The sequence below is a fragment of the Ancylomarina sp. 16SWW S1-10-2 genome (assembly GCF_009669305.1).
In the GTDB taxonomy this organism is placed as follows: Bacteria; Bacteroidota; Bacteroidia; order Bacteroidales; family Marinifilaceae; genus Ancylomarina.
Genome location: NZ_SADB01000010.1, coordinates 1 through 24,480, shown reverse-complemented (window position 1 = coordinate 24,480; position 24,480 = coordinate 1). Strand labels below are relative to the sequence as shown.

Annotated in this window: 18 protein-coding genes; 13 read left to right on the top strand and 5 right to left on the bottom strand. The window is 32.0% G+C overall.

Features of this window, described 5'->3' with window-relative positions; all coding sequences use genetic code 11:
• From EMN46_RS09800 to EMN46_RS09790, 3 genes are read left to right on the top strand one after another with little or no spacing between them, the layout of a single operon-like run.
• Positions 1–1,563, top strand: coding sequence for a fused response regulator/phosphatase (locus EMN46_RS09800; protein WP_154200631.1), 1,563 nt, complete (start codon positions 1–3; stop codon positions 1,561–1,563).
• 57 nt (positions 1,564–1,620) lie between these two features.
• Positions 1,621–1,938 carry a PQ-loop repeat-containing protein gene (locus EMN46_RS09795; RefSeq protein WP_154200630.1) on the top strand — a complete coding sequence of 106 codons (318 nt, stop codon included), beginning with the start codon at positions 1,621–1,623 and terminating at the stop codon, positions 1,936–1,938.
• 23 nt (positions 1,939–1,961) lie between these two features.
• Positions 1,962–2,528 (top strand): aminodeoxychorismate/anthranilate synthase component II, encoded by a 567-nt coding sequence (locus EMN46_RS09790; protein ID WP_154200629.1) that lies wholly within the window; start codon positions 1,962–1,964, stop codon positions 2,526–2,528.
• 67 nt (positions 2,529–2,595) lie between these two features.
• Here the strand turns inward: EMN46_RS09790 and EMN46_RS09785 are convergent, their stop codons facing one another.
• On the bottom strand, positions 2,596–5,232 hold the full coding sequence (locus EMN46_RS09785; protein ID WP_154200628.1) for a putative LPS assembly protein LptD: 2,637 nt from the start codon (positions 5,230–5,232) through the stop codon (positions 2,596–2,598).
• 267 nt (positions 5,233–5,499) lie between these two features.
• On the opposite strand from EMN46_RS09785, the gene EMN46_RS09780 reads away from it, so the two are divergent.
• Both EMN46_RS09780 and EMN46_RS09775 read left to right on the top strand, forming a co-directional pair.
• Positions 5,500–6,612: an N-acetylmuramoyl-L-alanine amidase gene (locus EMN46_RS09780; protein WP_229130329.1), complete on the top strand. Its 1,113-nt coding sequence runs from the start codon at positions 5,500–5,502 to the stop codon at positions 6,610–6,612.
• Positions 6,613–6,668: 56 nt separating this feature from the next.
• Entirely contained in the window at positions 6,669–7,640 is a 972-nt protein-coding gene (locus EMN46_RS09775) for an MlaD family protein (protein WP_154200627.1), read from the top strand.
• 50 nt (positions 7,641–7,690) lie between these two features.
• On the opposite strand, the gene EMN46_RS09770 is transcribed toward EMN46_RS09775, so the two are convergent.
• Positions 7,691–7,930 (bottom strand): hypothetical protein, encoded by a 240-nt coding sequence (locus EMN46_RS09770; RefSeq protein ID WP_154200626.1) that lies wholly within the window; start codon positions 7,928–7,930, stop codon positions 7,691–7,693.
• An 81-nt stretch (positions 7,931–8,011) separates the two neighbouring features.
• Positions 8,012–8,611 carry an RNA polymerase sigma factor gene (locus EMN46_RS09765; RefSeq protein WP_368667517.1) on the bottom strand — a complete coding sequence of 200 codons (600 nt, stop codon included), beginning with the start codon at positions 8,609–8,611 and terminating at the stop codon, positions 8,012–8,014.
• A 173-nt stretch (positions 8,612–8,784) separates the two neighbouring features.
• Here EMN46_RS09765 and uvrA point away from each other — a divergent pair, with 173 nt between their 5' ends.
• The 8 genes from uvrA to EMN46_RS09725 all read left to right on the top strand — a co-directional run bounded on the left by uvrA (position 8,785) and on the right by EMN46_RS09725 (position 21,196).
• Entirely contained in the window at positions 8,785–11,577 is a 2,793-nt protein-coding gene (gene uvrA / locus EMN46_RS09760) for an excinuclease ABC subunit UvrA (protein WP_154200625.1), read from the top strand.
• Positions 11,578–11,625: 48 nt separating this feature from the next.
• Complete coding sequence (locus EMN46_RS09755) at positions 11,626–12,114, top strand: hypothetical protein (RefSeq protein ID WP_154200624.1); 489 nt, start codon at positions 11,626–11,628, stop codon at positions 12,112–12,114.
• A 275-nt stretch (positions 12,115–12,389) separates the two neighbouring features.
• The gene (locus EMN46_RS09750; protein ID WP_154200623.1) at positions 12,390–13,691 is read left to right on the top strand and encodes a carboxypeptidase-like regulatory domain-containing protein; all 1,302 of its coding nucleotides are present in this window, start codon (positions 12,390–12,392) and stop codon (positions 13,689–13,691) included.
• Positions 13,692–13,832: 141 nt separating this feature from the next.
• Complete coding sequence (locus tag EMN46_RS09745) at positions 13,833–14,381, top strand: RNA polymerase sigma-70 factor (protein ID WP_154200622.1); 549 nt, start codon at positions 13,833–13,835, stop codon at positions 14,379–14,381.
• 81 nt (positions 14,382–14,462) lie between these two features.
• Positions 14,463–15,470 carry a FecR family protein gene (locus EMN46_RS09740; protein WP_154200621.1) on the top strand — a complete coding sequence of 336 codons (1,008 nt, stop codon included), beginning with the start codon at positions 14,463–14,465 and terminating at the stop codon, positions 15,468–15,470.
• A gap of 87 nt (positions 15,471–15,557) precedes the next feature.
• On the top strand, positions 15,558–17,129 hold the full coding sequence (locus EMN46_RS09735; protein WP_154200620.1) for a carboxypeptidase-like regulatory domain-containing protein: 1,572 nt from the start codon (positions 15,558–15,560) through the stop codon (positions 17,127–17,129).
• Between the two features lie 133 nt (positions 17,130–17,262).
• Positions 17,263–18,531: a DEAD/DEAH box helicase gene (locus EMN46_RS09730; RefSeq protein WP_154200619.1), complete on the top strand. Its 1,269-nt coding sequence runs from the start codon at positions 17,263–17,265 to the stop codon at positions 18,529–18,531.
• 466 nt (positions 18,532–18,997) lie between these two features.
• On the top strand, positions 18,998–21,196 hold the full coding sequence (locus EMN46_RS09725) for a patatin-like phospholipase family protein (protein ID WP_154200618.1): 2,199 nt from the start codon (positions 18,998–19,000) through the stop codon (positions 21,194–21,196).
• Between the two features lie 343 nt (positions 21,197–21,539).
• Here EMN46_RS09725 and EMN46_RS09720 read toward each other — a convergent pair whose 3' ends face one another.
• Entirely contained in the window at positions 21,540–23,159 is a 1,620-nt protein-coding gene (locus EMN46_RS09720) for a S1C family serine protease (RefSeq protein ID WP_154200617.1), read from the bottom strand.
• 35 nt (positions 23,160–23,194) lie between these two features.
• Positions 23,195–24,352, bottom strand: a complete 1,158-nt coding sequence (locus EMN46_RS09715; RefSeq protein ID WP_154200616.1) for a porin family protein — start codon at positions 24,350–24,352, stop codon at positions 23,195–23,197.
• Positions 24,353–24,480: the final 128 nt, after the last annotated feature.

The window sequence follows — 24,480 nt, the reverse complement described above, 5'->3', positions numbered from 1 at the left end:
ATGACTAAAAACACACCACACATACTCGTTGTTGATAATAACATTACAAGCCTAAAATATATTGAGTTCACATTAACAAGTATTGGATTCAAAACAACACTTGCAAAAGATGGTGTAGAAGCTATCGAAAAAACAAAAAATCAGCATTTTGATCTTATCATATCAGAGCTCAACTTGCCTTTAATGAATGGTAGTGATCTTGTTAGACAAATTCGAAAAACGCCTGAATACAGACTTACACCTTTTATTATTCTTTCAGATAGTAAGGAAGAAGAAACTTGGATAGAGAACCTAAATGATGGAGCAGATGATTTTATTATAAAACCTTTTAAACAAGAACTCTTTATTTCAAAAATCAAGGCTCACCTAAAAAAATCGGTTCTTAGAAAGAAAATTATAGATTCATCTAGAAAAAACATACTTGATTTTGATAACGGCTGTATTATTTATTGCACTCCTAGCACAAATCAGTTTAAACTATCGCAACACCTTATAAAAACACCCATTAAACACATTGAGTCGGATATAGAACTGTTTTCCTACTTAAAAGAAAAAAATGTTTTACGAATTATTATTGATGACAATGCAATTTGGGCCATTTCAATTTTAGATAAGATTAGTAAAACAACTCAACATCTGATTCCTATTGACATTTTAATTTCCGACTCGAAGGATACAGACAAAATAGATTATCTGCTAACCAATCGTATCGATTTTTTTCTTTACAAACAGCTTGATGAGAGGTTAATTCTTCATCAAATCAATTCATCAGTTCAACAAGCATTGGATATTAAAAACAAATATTTTAACGCCCTCAATTCAGCTGCCAAACAGTCTCCAATAAGGTTCGAAGATCAATATAGCGAAGACATTAAGGACTTTAACATACAAGTTATTCATCAAGCCTACAACAAGCTTGCAGGTGGCGATTTTTACGAAACTTTCACGGTTGATAACGATAGAAAAATTATTGTTGTAGGTGATGTTATGGGTAAAAAATGGGATGCTTGGTTTTTAGTACCTGCATATATTGCCTACATAAGAAGTACAATTAACTTTTTCTTAAGCCGTGAGGAATTTGATTTCTTCAAGTCTCCAAGTAAGTTTTTAGAAATAATAAACAAAGCTATATTTAAAGATCTTAAACTTGGCGAAGTTTTCACAACCCTAAGTATTATAACGGTTTGCACAAAAACATCTCAAATCAGCATTGCTTCGGCTGGCGCCCTTCAACCGCTCTTTTATAATGCCAAAGAAGGTAAATTAGCTCAACTTAATATTACCGGAACTCTATTGGGAGTTATTCCTGATGCTCGATATCTAAACTTAATTCAAGACGTTGAACAAGGAGATAAACTATTACTTTATACTGATGGTTATATAGAAGCTGTAAATGATAGAACTGGTTGTATGATTGGTAACGAAGATTTTCTTGAAAGCATAAATAATACTATCGGGAAAGAAAGTATTACACTTTCTGATATTGATTATCAATTAAAACATAATTTAAACATATCTAAGTTTGATGATGACAGGACTCTTCTCCTTGTTCAAAAAAATTAAGCACTAACTTCTTCTGTTCGCATTTAATTTTGTTCATTTGTCAAAAAATTAAAAATCATGACGCCAAACGAAATTATTGGATGGATGGGAAGCATCCTTTTCGCAATTTGCGGATTACCTCAGGTTATTCATACGTTTAAAACTAAAAAAGTAGATGACCTTAACGAGCTATTTATATGGCTTTGGTTTTTGGGAGAAGTATTCACGTTTTGGTATATCATTATTGACGACATCAACAATCAAATATATCATATACCCCTTTACTTTAACTACCTCTTCAATCTTATTATGGTATTCTATCTTATCATTGCTAAATATAAATACAACAGTATTCCAACATCATTAGCAACACTAAAACATAGATTACTAAAATAGATCTTACTCTTAATTAAAATATCGTGAATATAATCATCATTGATAATTTCGATTCATTCACCTATAATCTTGCGCACGCTGTAGAACAATTCTCAGATCAAGTTATTGTTATGCGAAACAATGAGATTAATTGGGAAGCTATAAAAACTTGTGACAAAATTATATTCTCTCCCGGACCTGGATTACCAGAAGATGTAACAGTTATGGGGAAAATACTAGACCAATACAAAACAAGCAAACCCATACTAGGTGTCTGTTTAGGCATGCAGTATATTGGCATATATTTTGGCGGAAAAATCTATAATATCGAAAAGATTATACATGGTATTCCTAAAACAACACACGTATTAGATTCTACAGAATGTTTATTTCAAGGAATTCCTCAAAATTTTAATTCGGGAAGATATCACTCTTGGGCTTTAGACAAATCTCAATTGCCTGCTTGTTTTACTATTACAGCTACTGATAATGATGAACTTATAATGGCCATTCGACATACCGAATTTGACATTTGTGGCGTTCAATTTCACCCTGAATCTATAATGACAGATCAGGGGTCTCTTATTCTAGAAAATTGGATTAAGGCTTAAATTTATAGATCTAATCTCAAACAATAACTTTGTCATCCTATTGTTTAAATGACCAAGCTTGTTGATATTAATAATCTTGCCATACCTTCTTCTTCTCATATTTTAGATCTTGTAATACAGAAGATAGAACATTAATTTTGAAATTATAAGATTGGTATGTACCAAATGGAATTGTATTAAAAGTCATTTGCCAACAATGCAGATCACGAGTTAAGGAAAATTGAGTTGCTGTAATTGATTTATCAGCAAAATCGTAGCCTGTAGAAAAAGTAATCTTCCACTTAGGTGTTAAGCTAAAATTACCTCGTAAACTCACGTTCTGTGTCGTATTACTTTCTGTCTTAGGTTTAGAATAAGTCCATCCATAATTCAATGTAAATGACCAAGGTATATCAAAGTCAATATATTTCATTTCATCGAGATTAGGCTCGTTCTTTTTACCATCTTTACCATCTTCGCCCTTACCTGCTCCTTCTCGTTCTCCTTTAAAATCAGTCGATGACAAGCCAAAACCCAAGTCGATAGATGCATTAGTCATACGAGGACCAAACTTATCAATTTTTATATCATTTGCATTCAAGTCGTAAGGATCAACTGTTGAACTAACACTAAGATCTAACTTATTATTAAAAAGCTTAGTACGACCACTAATACGAATCGTCGACCAGTTTAAAGAGTCAGCAAACATATTATAACTTGTAGAAAATTTAAGACTCTCCAGAATTTTTACTTTCTTAAAATCCTCATTTCCTGTCGTGTCATTTGCCGTCTTAATCTTTGCTTCAATATTATTATCAAGGCTCAAACTTATACTTCCAGATTCCAATGCTCCAGTTGGTGTACCATACAAACTTCCTTCAAACATAGAATATTCCACATCATCGCCATCACCATTTTTATAGGTTTTGTAATACTTTTCTCTAGGGATACCAATTTCAGGTGTATACCCCACACTAATGGATGGTGTCATTACGTGACGAATGGCCTCTATTTTAGAAGATTCTTTAAAGGTATACATACCATAAATTTTAGGACTTAACGACAATGAGACTGAGGTTGAATAGTTATGAGCATATTGAAGACCTTGAATTGTATCGATCAAAACGCCACCAGCATTATCGTTCAAACTTTCGTCCCATGATTTACGGATAGATTTTGAATACAAAACACCTTTATAATTAAGAGTTGGTGATAAGGTTAAATCAGTAGCTAACTTAAAATTTGTAGTAATAGGAATACTATGCTGATAACCATTCTGCCAATCTTTCGTTAAAGAAGAGGACATCAATTCATCCTCTTTAGTGTTAATTCTATTCTCAAGTTTCGATGAATAACTCACCCCAACTTTATCATACCATTTTAAATTAGAACTCTTCCCCTTAGATCTAAAAGGGTAAATCTGAGTCATATTTAATGATAAACTCGGCAAAGTAAGTGATATAGTCGTATCTATACTATTCTGCGAGTGTCGTAAAGATCCATTTAAACTAAAAGGACTATCTGGCCATTTTTTACTATAAGAGATACTCGATTGCTTTTGATTATTTACAATCTTATTAATATCTGTTGAGTTATTTCTATCATTCTCCGATGTAGAAAAGTTTACCGAAGCTGAAAATGTACGATATGGATTTGCTTTTGAATCCTGAGTATGTGTCCAACGAATAGCAAAATCGGTAGATTCAGAATAATCATCCAAACCTTTATCTCCATATTGATTTTTATGATACTCACCAGACAGACTTCCACTAAATTTGTATCGTTTTTTATATTTTGAATCTATATCAGTTCCCCACGATCCATTCGAGAAAATATCAAACCTTGTTGCTAAATCAACATAATCATTAATAGCCCAATAATACCCCAAACCTCTCAAGTTAAAGCCTCTTAATTGCTCCTCACCATAACTAGGCAAAAGAATACCTGATGAATACTTACTACTAAAAGGGAAAAACCCAAAAGGAAGGAAAACGGGTAAAGGCACATCCTCTAAGACTAAATATAAGGGGCCAGAAACAATCTTATCATCTTTAATCATCTTAGCCTTAGTCATCTTCACATAAAAGTGTGGATGCTCATGATCACAAGTTGTGTATTTCCCATTTTTCAGAAAGAATGTATTTTCATCCATTCTCTTCGTAAATTCACTATGTACATAACCACTTTCTTGTTCAGTTATAATTTCGTTAACCAAACCTTTACCTGTATCAAAATTATATCTCAATTGCTTACAAGCAAACTCTTCTGTACCATCTTTAAACTCAGGCGTATCAATAAATTTACCTGTACTATCTTGAATTCCGTATGCAAAAGCTTCTTTTTTTGCTATATCAAGTTCAATATAATATGCCTTCAGTTCAATCGATCCATATTTTACAAATGCATTTTTAGTCAAAAAAACTTTCTGCCCCGTAAGTGAGAAAGTGACACTATCGTCTGCATTATAATCAATCGCAGTTTCAAAGAATGGCTTTGGAGCAGTTGAATCAGCAGCTATGGTATCACTTTTAAGATCTTGTTCTTTTTTAGACTTTAAATCTAAAGAATCAACTTGCTGTAATAATTCCGCATACCAATTTACCTCAACTGGAGATTCTTCTGAATTCTCCCATTTAGAATTTTCGACTAAATTTAAACCCGCAAATATATTTAACGGAATTAAACTAAGAATGAAAAGTATAAAAAGCTTTTGTTGTAATTTCAATTGCAATTTTTATCGTTATTTTTGTAAAAGAATGAGATAAATTAATAAACCTAAAATTAGACATAGAACATTAAGTTTTAATCCGTTAAGGTGCTTTACATCATATAATTACTATATATACTAGTAGACAGAAAGGTCTCAAGACGCCAAAATTACAAATAAAACTACTATATTCCCTAATCTAAATGATGTTCAGAATCATTTTTTACGTTCTTTTATGAAAATTTCTCATCTGATTTTTTTTCAAATAAAATTTTAAAAAATATAATGAGTAGAGTATACGTTTTTTTAATGTTTTTTATTCTTTGTTCAACAAGCTTTTTAAGTATTGGACAAAACTCTGAATATAAAATCAATACAATTGTTATTGATGCAGGTCATGGCGGGAAAGATCCTGGTGCTGTAGGGAAACATTGTTACGAAAAAAACATAGTCCTTAGTATAGCACTCAAAACTGGGCAGTATATAAAAGATAATTTTCCTCATATAAAAATTATATACACACGAAAAACAGACGTGTTTATTCCTTTAAAAGAACGACCTGAAATAGCTAATAAAGCTAAGGCTGATCTTTTTATATCCGTGCATGCAAATAGTCTTGAAAATAACACAACAACATCTGGAACTGAAACCTTTATTTTAGGTCTTCATAAATCGCAAGATAATTTAGCTGTTGCAATGAAAGAAAATTCCGTAATGCTTTACGAAGATGATTACACGAATAAATATGAGGGTTTTGATCCTAAAGATCCGGCATCATATATCATTTTTAACTTGATGCACAGCCTGCATATTGACAACAGTACATCAATGGCTCAGCACACTGAAAACCAATTCAAAAATAGAGTTGGAAGATACTCTAGAGGTGTAAAATCTGCAGAACTTTGGGTTTTAAGAAAAGCAAGCATGCCATCAGTATTAATCGAAGTTGGTTTTATATCTAACCCAAAAGAGGAACGTTTTTTAAAATCGGAGAAAGGTCAAGATTATATGGCCTCGGGTATTTTTAGAGCCTTTAGATCGTATAAAGAAGAAATTGAGCGCCATAGTTCTCGCACCTTCGAAGTAGCAGAAGAAACAACAAACAGCACTATAGAAGAAGCTACTGAAATCATAAATGAGGTTTATTATTGTATTCAGGTAAAGTCGTCGTCGAAACAAATTCCACTAAATGCTAAGGTATTTTCGGGCTTAAATAATGTAATTGAAAAGCAGGTGAATAACATGTATAAATACTCTGTGGAACAAAACGCTAACCTGAAAGTTGTTATCAACAAAAAAAAGGAAATTAAAAAACTAATACCTGACTGTTTTATTGTTGCTTACTATAAAGGGAAACAAATTCCCATTAAAGAAGCCAAAAACATTCAGAAATCATAATAAATATTCAATACCTTTGATTAAGAAGAAATAAAGTATTCACACAATATCACTAAATGAAAATATCAAAAGAAGCTACAATTGGAATATTGGTTATAGCTGCCATTATAATTTTTATTTGGGGAATTAACTTCCTTAAAGGAGAGAGTATATTCTCAAAAGATCAATTATTTTACGCCAAATACGAAAGAGTTGACGGTTTAAAAGAATCGAGTCCTGTGACTCTAAGAGGCTTGAAAATTGGGCAAATTAAATCTATAAAATTCAACGATACAAATGTTAAGGGTTTAATTGTTTCTTTTTCGGTAAACGATGATTTTAAGTTCTCCGATAATACGACAGCTAGAATTATTAGTTCGGATATTATGGGAACCAAAGAAATTCAAATTATTCCTGGCACATCTAAAATAATATTACAAGCTGGAGACACTATTAATGGAAGTATTGAGGGTGACTTAAAAGAACAAGTTAGTATGCAAATGCTACCTCTAAAAAATAAAGCTGAAAAACTGATGTCAAGTGTTGACTCTGTGTTAACAGTTGTTCAATATATTTTTAATGCTGATGCACGTAATAATATCTCACAAAGTTTAACGAGTATTAAGAACACAATAAACAAACTTGAACACACATCGGGAAGTCTCGACACATTGGTTAGTGGTCAAAGATCTCAAATGGAAAAGATACTTGCAAATGTTGAATCTATAACTAGTAACCTTGACTCGAACGGTGAAAATATTAGCCATATTTTAACCAATTTTTCGAGTATATCTGATTCTTTAAAACAAGCCAATATTACTTCAACAGTAAACAATGCCAATGCAGCTTTAGCTCAAGTGAATGAAATATTCCAACAAATAAATGAGGGTAAAGGTAGTATGGGTGCTCTACTTAAGAATGACAGTCTTTATAAGCATTTTGAATCTGCCTCAAAACACTTAGATGAACTTTTAGTAGATCTTAAAGCGCATCCAAGTCGTTACGTTCAAATCTCAGTTTTTGGACGTAAAGACAAGAAAAAGAAATAATTTAGAAATTCATATCCACAAAAAAGCCAGATTTAAATCTGGCTTTTTTTTTAGTTTAAAATAAGATTGTTTAGATCTTCGTAAGATGTCCTTGCGTTACTATAAACATCAGAATAACGCATAATTTTCTTAGTCAAACTAGCTGGCGCTTCAAGCAATAAATTATCAATATATCTGATTAAATCTCCCGATCCCATCAAGTCGTCTATAGAGACACTTTCCAGTTCTTTAAGAAAATCAGCATGATTCATCGCTGGCGCACAGCCTACAAGTGTAAAAAATGAATCCATCCGCATATATAATTAGTTTCACACTCTATAACGCAACCTTTTTCATTTTAGTATACCAAATTTGTAAAAGGTCCTCATATCCTATGAAATCAACAAATTAAGCTGATCTTCTTCAATCATTTTTCTCAAATTAATAAGAGCATATCGCATACGACCAAGTGCCGTATTAATACTTACATCAGTATCATCGGCAATCTCCTTAAAGCTTAAGCCCTTATAATGACGTAAAATAATAATTTCACGCTGATCTAAAGGAAGACGATCTACCAAATCTCTCACTTCAGAATGAATCTGCGATCGTATCATAACATCCTCACAATTCTCATCACTAAATTGATCTGAATTAAATAGATCTAGTTCAAAATCATCATTAGAATAAACCTTATTCACCTTCCCTTGCCTAAAATGATCAATAATCAAATTATGGGCAATACGAAATACCCAAGCTAAGAATTTACCGTTATCACGATATTTTCCTGCACGTAAAGACTGAATAACCTTAATGAATACATCTTGAAAAATATCTTCGGTTAAATCTTTATTTTTTACTATTAAATAAATGTAGGTATATACCCTATCTTTATGGCGAGTTATCAGCATTTCAATTCCAGACGAATCGCCAGAAATAAATTGCTCAATATAATATTGATCGCTTTTTAAATCAAATTTCTCCAATTTCACATCTTAGATTTTAAGTTATAAAGTGTAGAGATCGATCTATAAGCAAAGTAGAAATTGGTGAGTAAATATTATATTACTTGCAAGATTATAAATAATAAAGAGTTTTGCAAATCAATAGAACTTAAATAAATTTGTAAGATTTTACATTTCGCTCAGAAATTCTAGGAATAAACATGATTAAGCAAGATAAATTCATCACCATAAAAGGAGCAAGAGTCCATAATCTTAAGAATATTGACTTAAAAATTCCTCGCAATAAATTTATTGTAATCACAGGACTGTCTGGTTCAGGGAAATCATCCTTAGCTTTCGATACGCTTTATGCTGAAGGCCAACGACGCTATGTAGAGAGTTTGTCTGCCTATGCGCGCCAGTTCCTTGGACGAATAAATAAACCAGAAGTTGACTTCATTAAGGGAATCCCTCCTGCAATAGCTATTAAGCAAAAGGTAAACACACGAAATCCTCGTTCTACAGTTGGAACATCAACAGAAATTTACGACTACTTAAAATTGCTTTTTGCCCGAATAGGAAAAACCTACTCTCCTATTTCTAATACGTTAGTAAAAAGACATAGTGTAAGTGATGTGGTCAATTTTGCACTAGATCATGAGGAAAATACAACCGTCATGATTATGACAGAACTTCACCCTAAGAGTGATCGTTCGAGAAAAGAGCAGTTAGAAGTTTTATCACAACAAGGTTTCTCGAGAATAGAAATCAAAGGAAAAGCACTTAAAATTTTTGATGTTTTAGAAGATGAAAAACTGTTATCAAGCAAAGATAAAATACTTATCATTATTGATCGATTGCGTATTGATAATAATAAAGACACCCAAAATAGATTAGCAGATTCAATTCAAACGGCTTTTTATGAAGGAGAAGGAGAATGTTTGATATCAGTTTCAGACTCAAAATCTCAAAATTACCATAGCTTTTCAAATCGTTTTGAAGCTGACGGAATTATTTTTGAAGATCCCAATATACACACCTTCAGCTTTAACAATCCTGTTGGTGCATGTCCTAGGTGTGAAGGATTTGGTAAAGTTATTGGTATTGATAAAGACTTGGTAATTCCAAACAAAACCTTAAGCATATACGAAGATGCTATAGTTTGTTGGAAAGGTGAAAAAATGCGAAAATGGAAAGATGAATTCGTGCTAGTTGCTGATAAATTCGATTTTCCAATTCACAAACCCTACTTAGACCTAAGCGACGAACAAAAACAGTTGCTTTGGACAGGAAACAAACATTTTAAAGGTCTAGATGCCTTCTTTGCTTATGTTGAATCTAAACAATATAAGATTCAATTTCGTGTTATGCTATCGCGATATCGCGGTAAAACAGTTTGCCCCGATTGTAGAGGTACTCGATTAAAAAAAGAAGCTGGATACGTTAAAATCACAGGGAAAAGTATTCAAGACTTAGTTCTGATGCCAATCTCTGAACTCAACGAATTCTTTAATAATATAAAACTTGAAGGTAGCGATATAAAAGTTTCAAAACGCCTGCTAATTGAAATTCAAAATAGACTTCAATTTCTTTCAGATGTTGGACTCGGCTATCTAACTCTAAACAGATTATCGAGTAGTTTATCTGGAGGTGAATCTCAACGTATTAACCTGGCAACATCGCTTGGAAGTAGCTTGGTTGGTTCTCTTTATATACTTGACGAGCCAAGTATTGGTTTACATTCAAAGGATACTGAACTCTTAATAAAAGTACTACGCCAATTACGCGATTTAGGCAACACGGTTGTTGTTGTGGAACACGACGAAGACATTATTCTAGCAGCAGATCAGGTTATTGATATAGGACCTTACGCTGGCAGACTTGGTGGTGAGTTGGTATTTCAAGGCAACTTGGAAGAGTTAAAGAGTTCAAATGCGAGCCTAACTTCGCAATATATTTCAAAATCGCGATGTATTCCAACACCTACTACAAGAAGAAAATGGAACAACTATATAGAAATTATAGGTGCTAGCGAAAATAACTTAAAATCCTTAGACGTTAAATTTCCACTTAATGCCATGACTTTAGTTACTGGTGTTAGTGGTTCTGGTAAATCATCATTAATAAAAACAATTCTCTATCCAGCACTAAAAAAACACTACGGTGGTTATTCCGATAAAAGTGGCCATTTTAATGCCCTAAGAGGAGATTTGCATATGATTAGCAATGTCGAATTTGTTGATCAAAATCCTATTGGTAAATCCTCTCGTTCGAATCCTGTAACCTACCTTAAGGCTTACGATGAGATCAGAAAACTATATGCCGATCAGCAAGCATCGAAATATAGTGGATTCAAATCGGCACACTTTTCTTTCAATATCGATGGAGGAAGATGTGATGAATGCCAAGGCGAAGGGATTATAAAAGTAGAAATGCAATTTATGGCTGACGTTTATTTACAATGTGAAAGTTGTAAAGGGCGTCGTTTCAAAGATGAAATTCTAGAGGTTAGATATCGAGGGAAAAACATACACGACATTCTTGAAATGACTGTAAATGAAGCCACAGAATTCTTCATGGAGTCAACAGGGAAAACTGAGAAAAAGATAGCTCAAAGATTAAAACCATTGGTTGATGTTGGTTTGGGTTATGTAAAACTTGGCCAAGCATCAAGCACTCTTAGTGGAGGAGAAAGTCAACGAGTTAAACTAGCCTCATTCTTAGCAAAAGAAAAGGCTGAACCTTGCTTATTCATTTTTGATGAACCAACTACAGGTCTCCATTTTCATGATATTAACAAACTAATGGATGCCTTTAATGCTTTAATTTCAAGAGGGCATAGTTTAATTGTAATTGAACACAATATGGAAGTTATTAAATGTGCCGACTGGATTATCGATCTCGGCCCTGAAGGTGGCGTTAAGGGTGGCAACCTTTGCTTCGAGGGTTTACCAGAAGATATTATAAAAAAATCAGATTCTTACACTGGTAAATATCTAAAAGAGAAACTATAAACACCACAAAAAAAAATAATTCTAATTACAAAAACAAAGAGTCTTAATATGATAAATTTAAGTTTAAAAGATGAAACGCTCGTTCTAAAAAGTATAGAAAACTTACGCGCAAAAGGTAATATTAAAGACTTGGATGCAATTCTTGATTATTTAATAAACCCTAGTCATCCTGAAGTTGAAAAAGCTTTATATAATTTCCTATTCGATATTAAAGTTTCTAAGGCAGTTGAACCAATCGTTGCCGCTATTCAGAACGAAAAATATCAAGCTATTCAGAAAAACCTGATTGAGGTATGCTGGCAATCAAATTTAAAATTTACAAAACACCTTGGTCTTTTTGTTGATCTATTGATAGAAAGTGATTTTGAGGTTGCTTTTGAAGCTTTAACCGTAATCGAAAATATGGATGAATTTTTTGAGCCTGAATCAAAAGAACTAGAAATGGCTAAACTAAAAAATGCGATTTCAAACGCTAACGAAGACCGTAAAGGCTGGCTACATGAGGCGTTTCATATAATAGAACAAACGGCAGAATAAACCATATTTAAATTCAATATTTTATTTAAAGCTTCATTACTTCAAAAGTAGTGGAGCTTTTATTTTTACTAAACGTTTCAAAAAAAAGAGGATTCACAAACTCATCATAATCAAATGTTTTCGTCACAAACTAACAAATAATTCGTATATTTTAGTGTTTTAGGATAGGGTATAATTCTGATTAAGCATCATAGTAGTAGAAAGACAGAAAGATAAGGCCAATCCTTCTCAAAATAAAAGTCAAACAGGTTTATACATATTTAAAATATACTATCATGAAAACAAATTTCAGAAAACACCTTTCGATATTGCTTTCATTCATACTGGTTCTTTCATTTAGCCATGTAATGGGAGCTGATAATATCAACTTAAAGAAGAAAAAAACTAAAACACAACAAGTAATCGATACCCTAGAATACAATGTGTACAAGGGAAAAATTAAAAATAAGGAAACTGGTGAAACTCTTATTTTTGCCAATATATCTGTTAACAATTCAAATGTTGCTACTGTTTCGAATAGCGATGGTGAATTTTTATTGAAAATCGCAAAAAATTCTAACTCTAAGACTATTACTGTTTCTCATATCGGTTTTAAGAACAGAGAATTTACGATATCAGACTTGAAATTCCGAAAAAACACACTTGAATTAGAATCTGCAATTATTCCTCTTGGTGAAATTAATGTACACCCTCACGATCCACAATTATTGGTTAGAAGCATTCTACACCGACTTGCTCAAAACTACTCTTTAGATCCTAATATGATGAAAGGATTTTATCGTGAAACCATTAAGAAGAACAGGACTTATGTTGCCTTATCAGAGGCTGTAGTTAATATTAACAAGTCTGGTTATAACCAAATGCGAGACGATCAAGTTCAAATATACAAAGGACGCAAGGGGCAAGACGTTAAAAAAATGGATACCCTTTTATTTAAGCTACAAGGTGGACCCAACACAACTCTCCTACTTGATGTCATCAAGAATCCATACAATCTGCTTTCAGGTGATTTTCTTGAGAACTACGATTATACATTTAAAAATATCACAAAACTTAACGACAAAGTTCACTATGTGATTGAATTTAAACAAAAAGAAGGTATCGATTTACCTTTATACTACGGACTTTTTTATATTGATGCAAAAAGCTTAGCCCTAAGTAGCGCTAGGTTTAGCTTAAATATGGAAAATGAATCAGAGGTAAGAAGGATGTTTATTCGCAAAAAACCTTCAGGTGTAAAAGTAACACCACTTTCTGCTGACTACATCGTTAATTATCAAGAAAAAGATGGTAAGTGGTATTTTACTTATGCTCGTGGAGAAATAAAATTCAAGTGTAACTGGAAACGTAAACTATTTAATTCTAAGTTCTCGGTTATGACAGAAATGGCAATTACAGATAGAAGTGATAATGAACCGATGAGATTCAAAGGAAAAGAAAGGTTCAAATCCCATCAAGTAATGGCTGATGAAATTGGAAGTTTTAGTGATGAAAATTTTTGGGGAGCATCAAACACTATTGAACCAGATCAATCAATCGAATCTGCAATTAGAAAGTTAAAAAGAAAAGGGAAATAAGCCTTCGTTCGTTTAATAGACAATATCCTGTAGTTTAGGCTTCAGGATATTTTCAAAACAAATTATTAAAGTATCGAAAAAGACATGAAAAAAGACCTATTTTTAATTAGATATTAAGAATACACGAAGCAGAAATTACGAATGTTAGACGACTCTCAAAATAGAATAAAGCAAATAAGAGAAGGCAAAATAGAAGAATTTGAAAAAATTTTCAAAGAATTGTATCCACAACTATGCCTTTATGCACTTCGCTTTGTCAAAAGAAAAGATCTTTCAGAAGAGATTGTACAAAACATTTTTTGTCAAATTTGGGAAAACAGATCAGACTTAAACATTCACACGTCAATAAAGGCATATTTATATCGATCAACATATAACAATGCGCTGCAAGCTTTAAGAAAAGATGGCAGTCATAACAAATACAAAGAATACATTAAGCACCATTACAATGAAAACAATTCTTCGGCTAACAAACTAGAAGAAAAGGAAATAAACGAAATTGTACATAAAACCCTTTTATCTCTACCTCAACGTTGTGGTATCATTTTTAAAATGAGTCGCTTTGAAGGTTTAAAATATCAAGAAATAGCTCAAAAACTATCCATTTCTATTAAAACGGTTGAAGCTAATATGGGTAAAGCGCTAAAAGCATTCAGGCACAGTTTAAAAGATTACATGTGTTTATTTTAAGCAACCATATATCAACATAACAAGTTAATAAAGACTATTGCCGCAGTTATAATTCAAAAGTAGCTGCAAAAAACAAAAAAAATGAAAAAGGAATTTTCACATATACTGGATTGGGAAATCATTTCGAAATACCTAAGTGGAGAAATGACAGAATCGGAACTAGAAGCTTTCGAAGAGGAGTTGGCCGTGAATCCAAACTATGCTGAAGCTATAAAAGCTTCTGAAAAGGATTTAACGCGCGCTGATTCATTTCTTGCTGAGGAAGCTTTTAACTCTGAAGACGCTTGGCTTAATGTAAAAAATAGAATTACTAGAAATCAAAAAAATAATCCGAAACTTAAAATTAAGAAACCCTCTCCTTTTAAAAGTTTTATGAGAGTTGCAGCCTCAATTATAATTCTATTTGGGATTGGTTTAGTAAGCAAAACAACATATACTCATCTTTATTCGAATAAAACATTTGTTTGCGAAATAGGTGAAGCTAATAAAAGTATCAAGCTTGATGATGGATCAATTATCACTCTTAATGCCAATTCAAAGCTTATTTATCCCAAAGAGTTTAGTAAAAACGAACGTCGTGTAGAACTAATTGGTGAAGCATTCTTCGACATATCAAAAAATCCCAATAAGGCGTTTATTATTAATGCTAAGAATGCTGAAGTAAAAGTTCTTGGAACATCTTTCAATATTAATACAACGTTTAATAAGGTAGAAGTTCTTGTAAAAACTGGAAAAGTTCAATTTTCATCAATAGATAAACCTGAAAATAAACTAATTCTAATTCCTGGCGACTTTGCAAGTTTACAAGAATATAATCTCGAAAAAGGAATTAATCGTGATGATAATTATTTATCTTGGAAAACACGTCGAATGATTTTTAGAGATACTAAACTAAAAGAAGTCGCTAAAGTTCTTGATCGAACTTATCATGTACAAATTCGTTTCCAGGAAGATGAGCTTAAAGAGCTACCTCTTACCTCAACGTTCGATCACGATCAACTAGACAATATTTTAAACTATATGTGTAGTCCTTTCAATTTGGTATATGAGAAAAATGGAGACCAAATTATAATTAAAAAGGCTAATTAAAAAAGCCTCAATTTGTAGACGAGAAGCATGACAACTTAATGCTAAAATAAGACTAGGTTTCAACTCACTCTCAACTAAAATACAAATATGCTAGGGATTAGTATTCATACTTTCAATAAAGCAAAAGCGAAGCGTTTAATTATCTTCCTTTGTTTCTTTACGGCTAGTGTGATTAGCCTAGCACAAAATAAAGACCTCAATCAAAAAATAACAATCTGTTTAAAAGAAATTAGCCTAGAAAATGCTCTAGATTCGATAGCACAAAAGACGAATACATATTTTACTTATGATGCACGTATCTTACAAAACAAAGCTCTAGTGAACATTGAGGTTAAAGAAGTTGTTTTGGCTGTTGTACTAAGACAAATTATTCCTGATACCACATTGAATTTCCAGCAAATAAACAAGCAAATCATTATCTTCCCTACCAAACAAAAAAACAATCGAGAAACACATATTCTTAAACCTCAATTGCAATTTAAGAAGGTAAAAGGTCGAGTCGTTAATAAAAAAAACAAAAATGCATTAGCCTATGCTAGTATTGGCATTAAGGGCAAAACAATTGGAACAATTAGCAATATTGATGGTGATTTTTTATTGAACCTACCCGAAAAATACTTTAAGGATACACTCACATTTTCTTTCATTGGATTTAAGAACACAGAAATACCTATACATGAGATAAAGAATAATGAACTTAGTATAGAACTCCGAGAAAATTTAATATCTCTTCAAGAAGTCGTTATTCGTAACACAGCTCCTCTGGCTTTACTCAAGTCAAGTATCAATAGGTTTGATAAAAATTACCCAAATCACCCTAGCCGACTGACTGCTTTCTATCGGGAATCAGTCAGTAAAAATAAAAATTATATGATTTATCTTGAATCCATTCTCGACATATATAAATCGGCCTATCAATCTACTTATAGAATGGATATGGCCAAGGTTTTCCAATCTCGAAAAATATACGATTCAAGCCGTTTAGATACCGTTTCGTTACGATTAAAAGGTGGTGTTGATGCCTGTTTACATCTTGACATTATAAAAAATAGAATAGATTTTCTCGATACGGATAACTTTCATCTTTATAACTTCCATTTAGCTGATATCAGCTCATTCGATAATCATCCTGTTTATGTCATCCATTTTGAACCTAAAGGTAGCAACAGTCTTCTCTTGATGCAAGGTGATATCTTTATAGACACTAGAAGTCTAGCTATTATTAGAGCCGAATTCTCTTATCCCTCCTCTCGAATTGGTGAACTAAAAAACCACTTTATAGCACATAAGTCATCCAAAACTAAAGTTAAACCCTTGAGAATAGGCTATGCTGTTTCTTATAAAAACATCAATGGGAAATATTACTTAAACCACACAAAAGGCAATCTTAAATTTAAAGTTCGGCACAAACATCAATTCTTTGCTAAAACTTTTGAAACGAACTTTGAAATGGCAGTCACTCTGGTTGATACCACTAATATTAAAAGCTTTAAATATAGAGAACGCCTACATCCTAATACCGTTATGTCTAAGTCTAAACAACCATATGATGCCACATTTTGGGGGACTCAAAATTATATTGAACCTGAAGAAAATATTCAACAAGCCTTAAAAAGAATTAATACCAACCTAAAACAAGTAGCTAAAAAAGACAATTAATAATAACTAATCGACACATCCTTTCCATTCAAAAAAAGAAGCTCATTATACATCAAAAGTTTCTTGTATCTTTGTACCATCTAATATTAAAATAGCATTTCTTGCTATTTACAAGAAAATCAGAAATACATCAATGAAATTCAATCAATATAGTTTTAGTTCAGAGATTAAAAGCAACTTAGAAAGCTTAAATTTTAAACGTCCTACGGATATCCAATTCAAAGCAATTCCTCCTATTATGAAAGGGGAAGATGTTTTAGCTATTGCTCAAACAGGTACGGGTAAAACGGCTGCTTTTGCCATTCCTATTATCGATAAACTACATCGAAATAAAAAGACTAAAGAATCACAAGGAATCAAAGCTGTTGTAATGGTTCCAACTCGAGAGCTTGCAATTCAAATTACTGAGGTTTTTCAAGAAATTGGAAAAAATACCAAAGTGATTAGTTTTTGTGTATTTGGAGGTGTAGAACAAGGACCCCAAATTGCCAAACTACAAGAAGGAATCGATATTCTTATAACAACTCCAGGTAGAATGTTTGATCTTGTACATCAAGGTCATATTTATCTTCGTGATGTTGAAACATTGATACTTGATGAGGCCGATCATATGCTTGATCTTGGTTTTATTAAAGATATTGAAGACCTCATAAAATATTTACCTAAGAATAGACAAACACTTTTCTTTTCGGCAACAATTAGTCCTCGAATTAAGAAACTAGCTTATTCATTAGTAACCAGAGCTATTCGTATACAAATTTCACCTAAAGATCCTGTTGCTAAAAACGTCAATCATTCTGTCGGATTTATCAAAATGGATGACAAACGATTCTTTCTTGAGCGTTTTATTAAAGACAATGCTGATAGTAAAATTCTAGTTTTTGTTAGAACAAAAGTTCGTGCAGAGAGAGTCTTTAAAGCCATGCAAAGAGTCGATATTAATACGATGACCATACATGGTGATAAAGAACAAAAAGATAGATTAACAGCTCTTAATGAATTTAAATCGGGTAAAACGAAAGTTCTAATTGCGACTGATGTTAGTGCCCGAGGAATTGATATTCCTAATGTAGACTATGTTGTTAACTATGACCTCCCTGATGTGGATGAAAACTATGTGCACCGCGTAGGACGTACAGGACGTGGAGTTCACAAAGGTGTTGCTATTTCATTTTGTAGCGAAGAAGAAAAGTTGATGCTCAATGAAATTGAAGAATATCTTGGAAAAAAAATTGTTGAGATGGAAATCTCAAAAGAGGATTATTCTACAACTATTGACTTTTCGGAAGACTATTCGAAAAGTTTGAAAGAACTAATGGAAGAAGCTGAGAATTTTGAGATAGACAACAAAAAAGCCAAGGCTAAAAAGGCAAAGAAAAAACAGAAAAAACAAAAGAAATAGACTTATAAAATTTTATGCAAATCTAGCTCTAAGTAAGAACACTTAGAGCTTTTTTTTACACCTCAATCACCTCCTTTTAGCATAACCTATCATATCCTCTCTGTTCCGTTTTTTAAATTCACCTTTTTTAGAAAAAGTTTGTAACTTTACTTTATTAAATTATTAGTATAAACTTAATTTATATAAAAAATAAGTTGATAACTGATAATGTCTATTTTCAATTTAACATATCAAATATTATTAAACAGATTCAGTTTTTCATCGCTTTTTAATAGCATAAAATATACCTTTGAAATATTAAGAATTTAACCTTAAGTACATTTCAAAGAATATTTAATTTCCCCATACTTCGTTCTAGTATTAAAAGAAAATTAAAAAGAACTCGATAAACTAAACCAATAAATTAATATAAATAGGTGATAATTTATCAGAAAAACAATTGCACCAAATTAATCATATAGTCTACATGTTAAAAACGCAACTCTCTCTTCTAATTATCCTATTGAGTTTAAATCTCAATGCTCAAAGCAAAAAAGATAGTTTACAAGAAAATTCACGTCCCAAAATTGGATTAGTCTTAAGTGGTGGAGGTGCAAAAGGCTTTGCTCACATTGGTGTACTCAAAGTTCTTGAAAAATTGAATATGCCAATAGATTATATTTCTGGTACGAGTATGGGAAGTATTATTGGTGCTTTTTATGCAATGGGGTATTCTGCTTCTGAAATAGAAGAATTAGTCTTAAATCAGAATTGGGAAGAATTATTGACAGATGAAATATCTAGAAAATACATTAACGTAAAATACAAACAAGCTCTTGATCGATATGTTATCTCCTTCCCAATAAAACCTAAAGGCATTCAATTACCAGCTGGGATTGTAAAAGGGCAAAACATTATTAATCTATTCGATCGTCAGACCATTGAATATCACGATAAAACTGACTTTAGAAAATTCCCCATCCCATTTGTATGTGTTGCAACCGACCTAGAAACAGGCGATGCTGTTGTTCTTGATAAAGGGAATATTTCAGAAGCTTTAAGGGCAAGTATGGCTATACCTACAATATTTACGCCTGTTGAAATTGATGGTAAATTATTGGCTGATGGTGGTATGGTTAACAACTTTCCTGTTGAAGAAGTTGTAAAAATGGGAGCAGATATTGTAATAGGTGTAGATGTTCAAACTGGACCAAGAAGCAAAGACGAATTAAACTCTATAGAAGATATCATTAACCAGACTATCAGCCTAATGGCAAAAAAAGAGTTTGTTAAAAACAGAAAACTATGTGATATTTATATTAAACCAAATATTAAGGGTTATAAGGTTGCTGATTTTCAAGATGCTGATTCGCTTATAAAACGTGGCGAACAAATTTCTCAGAAACAAATTACTGAATTAAAACAACTTATAAGTAAATACCAACTTACAAAAACACAAAATCAAAATTATCCTCACACATGTGACACAACTAAATTTTTCATTAAAGATCTTGTCATAAATGGGCTTGATCATGTTAAAGAATCAACTTTACTTGGTAAACTAAATATTGAGAAAAAAACATGGACAAATTTAAAAAATATTAAAAAAAGTATAGATAGAGCCTATGGAAGTAAGTATTTCGACAAGATAGATTTTCAACTTAATGGAACTGAGGAAAAGACATTGGTTATTAATGTAATAGAACGAAATTCAAAACAATTTAATGTAGGTATACATTACGATAACGACAATAAAGCCGCTGTTTTACTAAACACAACTTTTCAAAATAAAATACAAGATGGCTCTAGTCTTTCATTAGACCTAAAGCTTTCTGAAAATCCTAGATTTACGGCCATATACGATGTAGACAATGGTATTAAACCTAGTTATCAATTAAAATTTGATATAAATGATTCTGATGTGTTTGATTACGAGGATAACAATAAAATAGGCAGCTACGATCTAAGACAATTAAAACTAGATGCAAATATTCATTCTACATTTCGTGAATCCTACTCAGTCGGTTTTGGAGGTAAAATAGAATTCTATAAACTATCAGAAAACATTGAAAGCTCTGATGTTAATGAAGATTTTGAAGATCACTACTTCACCTACTATGCATTTATTAAGATAGATTCCCATGATAAAGGTTATTACCCTAAAAAAGGATTTAGTTTACATGGGGAATATAAACTAATAACAAAAAATGGTATTGATTTTAATGGTGATAAATCTGGAGTTGTAGCTTACTTAAAAGTAAAAAAAGCTATAGCCTATAATGATAAACTAACACTTTACCCTCAGTTTTTTGGTCGAGCTGTTTGGGGGAGTAATATTCCTAAAGTTTTTAAGACCTATACAGGAGGTCAGGATCTGACAAACTACTTCGACATACAAGTTCCCTTTGTTGGCCTAAGACGTATGGAAATTGCATCAACAAATTCATTTGTATTTAGAACAGATATACAATATGAATTATTTAGAAATAATTACTTAATTCTAAAACCTAATATAGGAACAGTAATCGACGATATTGATGACACACTAAGCGATGCTCATTGGATTAAAGGTATTGGATTAACCTACTCCTATAATTCTCTCATAGGTCCTATGGAAATAACTCTTTCACTATCTAGTTTCGATACTAAATTAAGAAGCTTTATCAATTTAGGATATTGGTTCTAATGCTTTATTCTTACTTATTGCATTTTGATAGTTTCATAAAATGAAACATGAACAGGTCATATTCCATAACAAGTATAAATAACGATTTCTAATTTTTCGGAAACTGTAATAAAGTTTGTTTATATGGCTGTTAGGTAAACTACTAAAAGATGGACGATGCCAATCAGAAACTGGGAAGTGATATTAAATCATTAAAAATATTTGAAAAAAGGGTCAGACAAAAGCCTAACCCTATAGAATTCATTTACACATTTATGAGATAGTATTAAATATGCCCCAAATGTTCTATCCAACATTTGAGAGCGTACTTATATTAAATAATACTAACTAGATTTCAAGCTTTCTAATTTACGATCTGACTATATTCTTCTAATATTACTTCAATAGGTATTGCAAAAGCGCATGTCCGAGTCGATCGAGCAATTGTAACACCAACAATTTCGCCTCTTACATTAATAAGGGGTGTTCCACAATCTATTGGTTTTATAGCTATATCAAATGTAAAGGCCTTGGCAAATCCTTCTTTTTTTCCACTTAGCTCAACCATATAGGCTGGATGATGTTTATTTTCATACGGACCTAATTTTACCCTTGTTTCAAAATCTTCGCTGCCTCTCTTCAATCTTACATCAACAACTTGATTGGGACAAGTATTCTCCATAAATGACTTGTATTCATCCTCAGTATTAAAAACCATAGAATTTATACCAAGGATCTGATCTCCCGCCTTAATTCCAGCAACAAAGCTATTACTATTATCATATACTTTTGATACACTTAAACCATCAACTTCCATTCCAAACATCCCCGAAACTTGAACAGGTACATTCCTGGTATCTACACCTATCACTCCAGACTGATAAACATTGTTTTCAGCATCAACAACACCAATAAAATCGCCTATTTCTCTTTCTGAACTAACTGTTAATTGAATTTCTGCTAAAGAATCTGATTTTAAAAATACCAAATCATTCTCTTCACTTCTTCCAATAACATTTGCCTTCACAAAAGTCCCATTTTTACGCTTACATCTCACAGCATCCTCTATTATCATGGATGACTTAGAAACAATAATTCCATCAGAAGCTATTTGTGTAGCATGTATTATTAGTTCATCATCATCATCCAAAGAATAAATAGGATAAACAACAGCTTCGTCTATCTGGCTTTTCTCTTTTATGAGCTTAGATATTGCATCATTACTCATTTGAAGAACAAACGGACCTTTTTTAACCTTAGCTTTTGTAATCGTTTTATTATAGTACGCAGGATTAGTAAGGTTAAACTCTTCTCCATTTTTTATACGATCCCAATCTTTCATAATTCGATCTGTTGGAGAGAAATAATTTTCATATTCCTTTTCCCAACAATAACTGTTTATTCCGATTAACTCACCATTTAAATTGAATAATGGACCTCCAGAATCACCAGGCATCATTGTACATGTTGTTCTTAAAAATCCAGTTGCTGTATAACCTCGAACAAAACCAGAACGAAGAACTGCAGGTCTATCCTCTAAATATCCACCAGAATGACCAAGCATTAAACAAACCTCATTACTACTTAAAGACTCACTAGATCCAATTTTCACGTAGGGCCATTTCCTATCTTCTTTCAATTTCAAAAGAGCAAAATCACCGATCATACTTCGTCCTAAGCGCTCAACTTCTCGCTCAACACCATCTTGCAATTTAACCGATAGTTTTTCACCAGTTTGCATAAAATTTTGAATAACATGACTCGCTGTCAACACATAGCCATCTTCAGAAACAATTACGCCGGAACAACCTTCGCCAATACTCACGGTACATTCAAGAATGTGTGGGTAAATAAGTTTTGTCTGCTTTTGAATATTTACAATTTTCTCCTCATTAAGATTATCTCCATCTATGTTTTCTAAAGCTTTTGCCGAATAAGCAAACAGTAAACTCAGGATCAGTAATTTTACTTTTATAATATTCATCTTCTTCTCTTTATTTTTCCTTAATTCCTAAACTTTTAAATATCAAAACTCATTGATAAAGTATGTGATTTGAATCTAAATTCATTCACTACATAATCAAAATTGGTATATAGGTGTTCGTAGTTGTATTCTAACAATAGATCTTTCTTATAAATTTTCATTTTCACACCTATTCCAGCGCGAAAACCGATACTAAATTTATTCATCTCAAAATCCCGAACAAATAAATTGTCAGAATATTGAGAGTTATCAGTAATCGTAGAATTTCCAGTTATCTCGTAAGCAGAAACCAAACCTAACGATAAAACCGGTGTAAATCTTTTATATGGTAACTCATAATAAGCCATAATAGGCAACTGAATTTGAGTAGATTTCAATTCAACCTTCCTATTTAACTGATCCATATTTCGAGACATAACCGTATTCTTTCTACTTATTATTAACTCTGGTTGAAGTGATAAAGGTTTATCTTCTTTTGAAAAATTCACATAGAAACCAAGATTAAATGTTTCTCCCCAACTATTATCATAATTGTAATACTCTGATCGCTTATCTGAAAAGCTAATTGTATTTATTCCTCCACCTAATTTTACACCTTTTCTAACAATTGTTTTTCGAATATTAACCTCATGATTACTTCCCATTTTACCGTTATAATAATCAACTAAACGAGTTAAGCTATTATCACTAAAAATAGCTGAACGCACTTGCTTTGAGACACCTTCACAATCTTCTAATGCTTTCAATAGAACAACTTTAAAACGAACATCAATTTTAGGAACACGATTTTCGACATAAGCAGTCTCGTATGCTAAATAATAATACTGACCTTCGTTATCAAGCAAATAAATCCCATCTCCTTTATACAAATTTGCTTTACCATTTGTTAATTGTAAAAACAGGTTTGTTTTCATTTCATTACCTATCTTATAGCGAATCCTTCGGTAATTTGTCTTATTCTCAAGACATAAACCTTCAATATCTTGTGCATTTATTGACTCAAAACTATCTTGTCCTGATTTTTTGAATAGGATACTATCGTACATGTTCGATTTTAATTTCACCTCACCATATATTGTATCCTTGTCAATAATATATGCTTCTTTTATTCGAGTATTATTCTGAGCATCAACAATTAGTGATGAAAATATTGCAAGACTTAAAAATAACCACTTCCTGAATTCAAGTTGCAAATGCAACTTTTTGATTATTTACAACATAATTATATTTTTCATTTGGAGTCAAGTAATTTAGACGCTTTCTCGGCCTATTATTTAGTTTATCTTGAACCCATTGTACTTTTTCATTTGTTATTCCATCA

Coding starts and splice junctions, on each gene's coding strand:
- EMN46_RS09800 (WP_154200631.1), top strand. CDS start 1: ATGACTAAAAACACACCACACATACTCGTTGTTGATAATAACATTACA.
- EMN46_RS09795 (WP_154200630.1), top strand. CDS start 1,621: ATGACGCCAAACGAAATTATTGGATGGATGGGAAGCATCCTTTTCGCA.
- EMN46_RS09780 (WP_229130329.1), top strand. CDS start 5,500: ATGAGTAGAGTATACGTTTTTTTAATGTTTTTTATTCTTTGTTCAACA.
- EMN46_RS09775 (WP_154200627.1), top strand. CDS start 6,669: ATGAAAATATCAAAAGAAGCTACAATTGGAATATTGGTTATAGCTGCC.
- EMN46_RS09770 (WP_154200626.1), bottom strand. CDS start 7,930: ATGGATTCATTTTTTACACTTGTAGGCTGTGCGCCAGCGATGAATCAT.
- uvrA (WP_154200625.1), top strand. CDS start 8,785: ATGATTAAGCAAGATAAATTCATCACCATAAAAGGAGCAAGAGTCCAT.
- EMN46_RS09755 (WP_154200624.1), top strand. CDS start 11,626: ATGATAAATTTAAGTTTAAAAGATGAAACGCTCGTTCTAAAAAGTATA.
- EMN46_RS09750 (WP_154200623.1), top strand. CDS start 12,390: ATGAAAACAAATTTCAGAAAACACCTTTCGATATTGCTTTCATTCATA.
- EMN46_RS09745 (WP_154200622.1), top strand. CDS start 13,833: ATGTTAGACGACTCTCAAAATAGAATAAAGCAAATAAGAGAAGGCAAA.
- EMN46_RS09740 (WP_154200621.1), top strand. CDS start 14,463: ATGAAAAAGGAATTTTCACATATACTGGATTGGGAAATCATTTCGAAA.
- EMN46_RS09735 (WP_154200620.1), top strand. CDS start 15,558: ATGCTAGGGATTAGTATTCATACTTTCAATAAAGCAAAAGCGAAGCGT.
- EMN46_RS09730 (WP_154200619.1), top strand. CDS start 17,263: ATGAAATTCAATCAATATAGTTTTAGTTCAGAGATTAAAAGCAACTTA.
- EMN46_RS09725 (WP_154200618.1), top strand. CDS start 18,998: ATGTTAAAAACGCAACTCTCTCTTCTAATTATCCTATTGAGTTTAAAT.
- EMN46_RS09720 (WP_154200617.1), bottom strand. CDS start 23,159: ATGAATATTATAAAAGTAAAATTACTGATCCTGAGTTTACTGTTTGCT.